Here is a 5,471-nt window from a genome sequence, read left to right as displayed (position 1 = left end):
CGAGATCACGGCCGTGGCCGCCGAGCTGGCCGCCGAGATGATGGCCCGCCTCGAAGAGATGGAGACCCAGGGCCGGGCCACCTGGAAGCCCACCAAGGCCCGGCCGCGCCTGGTCGTCGTCGTGGACGAAGGGGCCGAGGTCATGACCCTGGCCAAGGCCGCCATGGACCACCTGTCGTCCATCGCCCGCATGGGCCGGGCCGCTGAGGTCCACCTGTGGTGGTGCACCCAGAAGCCGACCCAGGGCCAGGGCGGCGGCATCGACCCGCAGATCAGTGCCCAGATGGGCGTTCAGCTCTGCCTCAAGGTCAAGACCCCCGGTGAGGCCCGCACGGTCCTGGGCGAGGACGCCACGGCCGAGGGCTGGCACGCGAACAAGCTCCCCAAGCCGGGTCACGTACTGATCCGTGGGGAGGGCCGGGGGCCGGTGGCCGTCCGGGTCTGGCACCTGGACGACGACCAGGTGAAGACGCTCCCCGAGCGGGAGCCCTGGCACGGCCAGGCCGCCCCGGTCGTCCCGGTGAAGCCCAGTCAGGAGAACGGCCCTGTACGGCCGTCTGCGGGCCCGGCGGCCCCGGCCCCGGCCGATGACACCAAGGCCGCCGTCCTGGCCGCTCTGCGGGCCTCCAAGGGCCCTGCAAGCCGTGCCCAGTTGGTCACCGCTACCGGCCGAGGCAAGTCCGCCGTAGGTGACGCCCTGGCCGCCCTCGTCGCCGAGGGCCGGGCCCAGCGCACCGGAGCCGGTTCCGCCACCCGCTACACGACCGCCGAGGAGGCCGCCGCATGAGCCACGAACTGACCCCCCAGGCCGCCGCCCTGGCCGCCGCCCAGGCCGCCGCCCAGGAGGCCCGGCAGGACACGCAGACCCTCGAAGTGATCCGCCTCCTGATGGAGAACCAGACCGCCCAGGCCCAGGCCCAGGCCGTCCAGACACAGGCGCTGGCCGCCGCGCTCCTCGCCCAGCAGCAGCCCCGGAAGTCCTCGGCTGACCGGGCCTGGCTGGTCCTGGCCGCCCTCGGCGGCGGGGCCGTCCTGGTCTGCCTGTTCCTGGCTCTCTCCGTGGCCGCCGTCGCGGTCGCCGTCACTGCCCCTGTCGCCGTCAAGGCGGTCCGCGAACTCCGGAAGGACTCCAAGTGAGCCAGCACATTGACCCCCAGGTGATCCGCCGGACGAACACCGTTCTCACCGCTGGGACCTGGTTCCTGATCGTCGGCGTCGTGTTCTACAGCCTGATGACCACCACGCCGTTCGTGGCCGCCCACTCCGCCCCCGGCTGGGAGTGGTCCGGCTTCGTCCTCGGCCTCATGGTCGACGTGGCGTTCGTGATGGCGCTCCAGGCGGACAGCGTCCTTGCCCGCTACGGGGCGGCCGACCCCGGCCCGTGGCCTCGACGCTTCCGGTTCTTCACCGGCGGGGCGTCGGTCTTCCTGAACGTCTGGACCGCCGTACAGGCCCATGACTGGGTGGGGGTGGCCGTCCACCTGATCGCCCCGGCGCTCCTGCTGATCGTGGCCGAGGTCGGCCCCGTCTACCGGCGGGCCATGACTGAGGCTCTGGCCCGTGCCGAGCAGACGGCCCCGGTGTCCACTGGACAGCCCGCCTCGTCCACCCCGGCCCCGGCCGAGGTCGCCGAGCAGGACACGCCGCAGGTCGAACCGGTGGACACCCCGGCCGCCGAGGTGGACACCCCGGCTACCGAACGGCTGTCCACCGAGGCCGCCCGGAAGGCGATCGAGGACGGATGGCGCAAGGGCCTGAGCACCCGCGAGACGGCCGAACTGTCCACCCGCACCCATCAGTGGGTGGCCCGTGAGTACAACCGCCTGGAGGCCAAGCACGGGCCCCAACCGGTCCCCGGTCAGCTCCAGCTCATGAACGCTGGCTGACGACACGCCAACGGCCCGCCGGTCAATTCCGGCGGGCCGCACGGTCGTTGTAGGGCAAGATCGACCCCCAGACATGGCAACGGCCCAGAGCTGCGAACTCTGGGCCGTCCGCCTCCGAATCTCGACGACACCGAGACAGGAAACGTTGCTTTGAACAGCCTACGAGAGACCCCGGCCCAGACTCCACAAGGAGCGAGCGGCGGCGCGGCCCCGGCAGGGCTTGTTACATGTGCCATAACTCGCCGCGTAAGCGAGACCCCCCAGAAAACCGCAGGTCGGAAGGCCAAGCGCCCGCGCGCCTTCCCCACCCCGGAACTGGTCTCCATCGCCGCCGGGATGTTCAACAAGCGGGACGGCTGGGACGGGCACGAGGGGCCCCGTCCGGTCGTCACCATCGCGCCCGGCGTGGTCTCGATCGGGTGGCCCGACATCGCCCGGCAGGAGCGGACCCGCGAGCGGGCCGAGCGGTCCCGCCGCGCCCAGGTGGACGAGACGGCCCGGTACATCGCCGAGCACGGGCACGCGCCCGAGCGGCCCGACCCGTCCCGCACGGTCACCGAGTGGTCCCGGAAGTCCCGGGCCCGCATGGTCCGCACGCTGGCAGAGCTGGACTACTCCCCGGTCCTGGGGCTGGGCCTGCGGCTGCCCATGACGACGCTCACGTACCCCGGCGAGTGGCTGTCTGTCGCCCCGACCGGGAAGGCCGTCAAGCGGCACCTTGACCAGTTCCGCAAGCGGTTCGAGCGGGCTTGGGGCTTCGCCTTCGTCGGACTCTGGAAGCTGGAGTTCCAGCGTCGCGGGGCCCCGCACATCCACCTGTGGGGGCCTCAGCCGGAAGGGCGGGCCGGGGAGCTTCGCCGCATGACACAGCGCCGGTACCGCCCGGCCGTGGGCGACGCGCTGACCTACCGCGAGTGGCTGTCTGTGGTCTGGGCGGACATCGTTGACCACCAGGACCCCGAGCAGCGTCGCCGCCACCAGCTCGCCGGTACGGCCGTCGATGCGGTCGAGGGCGACCGGATGACCGACCCCAAGCGGCTGGCCGTGTACTTCACCAAGCACGGCAGTTTCAGCGCGAAGGAGTACCAGCACGAGGTACCGCTTGAGTGGCGGGAGCCGGGCACCGGGCCGGGCCGCTTCTGGGGGTACTGGGGGCTGGAGAAAGCCACGGCCGGTGTCGAGCTGGAGCCCCGGGAGGCAATCACGGCGGCCCGCATCCTGCGCCGGTACGCGCGCTCTCAGGGCGTCACGCGACAGGTCAGCGTGCCGCGCGGCGTGGTGGTCGACCGCGACACGGGCGAGGTGATCCGGCAGAAGTACCGGAGGGTGCGCCGACCGGTCCGCCGGTTCGGGTCGGGGGCCGGGTTCCTGTGCGTCAACGACGGGCCGTCCCTGGCCACGTTGGTGGCGCGGGCGGTCCACACGGTTCACGGCCCCTCGGCCTGAACCGCCCGGCCCCCTCGGGCCGGGTTCGCCCCGGCGCGACCGTAGGGAGTGCGGGGCAGAGCGTCCGTAAGCGAAGCGCACGGGCATAGCTCGCTCCCAGGGGAATCGGACGACAGGCCGTCAGCGGCCGAACTCGGCCGATTCCCCTGGGCGGCACCCACGTAAGGGGGTGGGAGGTTCTGCCGTCGAGAGGGCCCCCAGGGCCCGACCGCCGGCGGGTTCTCCCACCCCCGACCCTGACCACGAAACGCAAGAAGCCCCGGAGCCGTCAGGCTCCGGGGCTTCGTCGTTCGGCCGGTGGGCTACAGCGTCAGGTGGAGCACCACCAGGACCACCAGGGCCACGCCGAGCGGCGTCACTGCGATTGCGATGCGGATGTGCATCGGTCCCCCTCTCTTCGTGCTCACCCTGAGCACTGAGAGGCAGCCTATCCCGCGTGCGTCAGTCTGCGCCGCTCGATTCAGACTGACTCGCTCGTTTCGACAACTGACGAAACGAGGGGCCCGGAGATACGTCAACTGACGAAACTCGGCGGGCTCTTGGCCTGCGGAGACCCGCGCCCGGCCTGCTGCGCTGCCCTGCGCACAGCTCCCCCGCTCTGGGGGGGTTCCCTCCGGTCGGGCAGCGGGCGAAGCCCTAGCGGGCCGACTCGGGGGGTGCAAGCGACACGCTTTTCGTCGCTTGCACCCCCCGGGGCGGTCTGCTTGCCTCTGGCGCTGCCTGACCGGAGGGAACCCCCCCAGAGCCCCCACCCCGACCACCTACGGACCCGCACCCAAAGGCGGTCCCCCTCCCCTCTGGGAGCGGTTGCCGGGGGTTGGGGGCGGAGCCCCGTTTTCACCACCGACAAACCCGCGCTTGACAACCCTTGTCCAGATGGTCAATGCTTTACCACGTGGCAAGCGAAATCAGCCCGGCGGAAATCCGGGCGGCTGCCCTAGAGGCACTAAGCGGGCCGGGAGAGCGACGCAGGCGACTGCTCGCCGAACTGGCAGAGACCGAGGAGGAACTACGGCCCTTGATCGCGAGAGCGGTCCGGGCCGAAGTCCCCCACCGACAGATTCAGGAGGTGACCGGGATTTCACGGCCGACGATCGGCAAGATCGCCCGTGACTCTGAGTGATTGACCGCCCGGCTCCTCGCGCGCGTACGCGTAGGGGGCCCTAGGACCGCCGGTCGGTCGGTCGGGCGATCACCCGACGTACACAACAAAACAAGCGAGCCGCCCCGGGGCTGGACCCCCCGGAACGGCTCTAACGACGAACACGAGAGGGAACCTCGTGCACATCGCTGCTGCTCATGATCCCACCCTGGTGGGGGCCCTGATTGACGCTCTCGGCGTCAAGGGCCTGGCTGTCCTGCTGGCCCTTGGCTGGCTGCTCCTGACGTACAAGTCCCGGGCCTTCCGCCGGGCTCAGTGGAAGGCGTTCGGCTCCGCGTGCCGGGCGGCCTGGCGCATGGTCCGGCACCTGGTGACGGTCTACCGGCCTCGCCGGATCTGGCCGACCAAGGAAGAACGCCGAATCCTGTCCCGGCTCGCTCCGAGCAACTGGCGGCAGCGAGCCGAATCCCGGGGGCTGAACGGCACGCTGACCAGCCGTCCGAAGCTGACCGAGGCGGGCATCACGTGCAATGTCCGGCTGGACGGCACGTGGACCGTGGCCAAGCTCAAGGCCGCCGAGGACCACATACGCAACCTGCTGGGCTGCCGCTCGGGTCTGCGCATCGAGATCACGAACGGCAAGCGCGGGGGCTGGGCGGCCCTGGTCCTGCGGACCCGCACGGCCGTGGACGGCGCTGACCTCAAGTGGACGCCCAAGGCCCAGGGCATCGGCCTGGACACGGTGACCGGCCGCGCGGTGAGCGTGAACCCCTATCAGCGGCTCTTGGTCGCCGGAGAGTCCGGCGCGGGCAAGTCGGTGGCCCTGCGCCCCCTGCTGGCCGCCGTCGCTGCTGACCCGCTGGCCGCCCTGGTCTACATCGACGCCAAGCGCGTTGAGGGTGCCCTGTGGCGGAGCCGGGCCCGGATCGCCCGGGACGGGGCCGAGATCACGGCCGTGGCCGCCGAGCTGGCCGCCGAGATGATGGCCCGCCTCGAAGAGATGGAGACCCAGGGCCGGGCCACCTGGAAGCCCACCA

General features: G+C 71.5%; 4 protein-coding genes and 1 pseudogene. All 5 read left to right on the top strand.

Annotated features, from left to right (window positions below; translation table 11 throughout):
- Positions 1-787, top strand: a pseudogene (locus ACWF79_RS34625) (MarR family transcriptional regulator); the annotation flags it as partial.
- On the top strand, positions 784-1,137 hold the full coding sequence (locus ACWF79_RS34620; protein WP_453732153.1) for a hypothetical protein: 354 nt from the start codon (positions 784-786) through the stop codon (positions 1,135-1,137). The pseudogene ACWF79_RS34625 and the gene ACWF79_RS34620, both read left to right, overlap by 4 nt.
- Complete coding sequence (locus ACWF79_RS34615) at positions 1,134-1,886, top strand: hypothetical protein (protein ID WP_453732152.1); 753 nt, start codon at positions 1,134-1,136, stop codon at positions 1,884-1,886. Before ACWF79_RS34620 ends, ACWF79_RS34615 begins: the two co-directional genes overlap by 4 nt.
- A 336-nt stretch (positions 1,887-2,222) precedes the next feature.
- Positions 2,223-3,332 (top strand): rolling circle replication-associated protein, encoded by a 1,110-nt coding sequence (locus tag ACWF79_RS34610; RefSeq protein ID WP_453732151.1) that lies wholly within the window; start codon positions 2,223-2,225, stop codon positions 3,330-3,332.
- 1,313 nt (positions 3,333-4,645) lie between these two features.
- On the top strand, positions 4,646-5,471 hold an 826-nt coding region (locus ACWF79_RS34605), incomplete at its 3' end, for an FtsK/SpoIIIE domain-containing protein (RefSeq protein ID WP_453732150.1).

Source organism: Streptomyces sp. NPDC054975 (genome assembly GCF_053609105.1).
The sequence above is the reverse complement of the archived record's forward strand: the minus strand, read 5'-3'. Positions and strand labels throughout refer to the sequence as shown.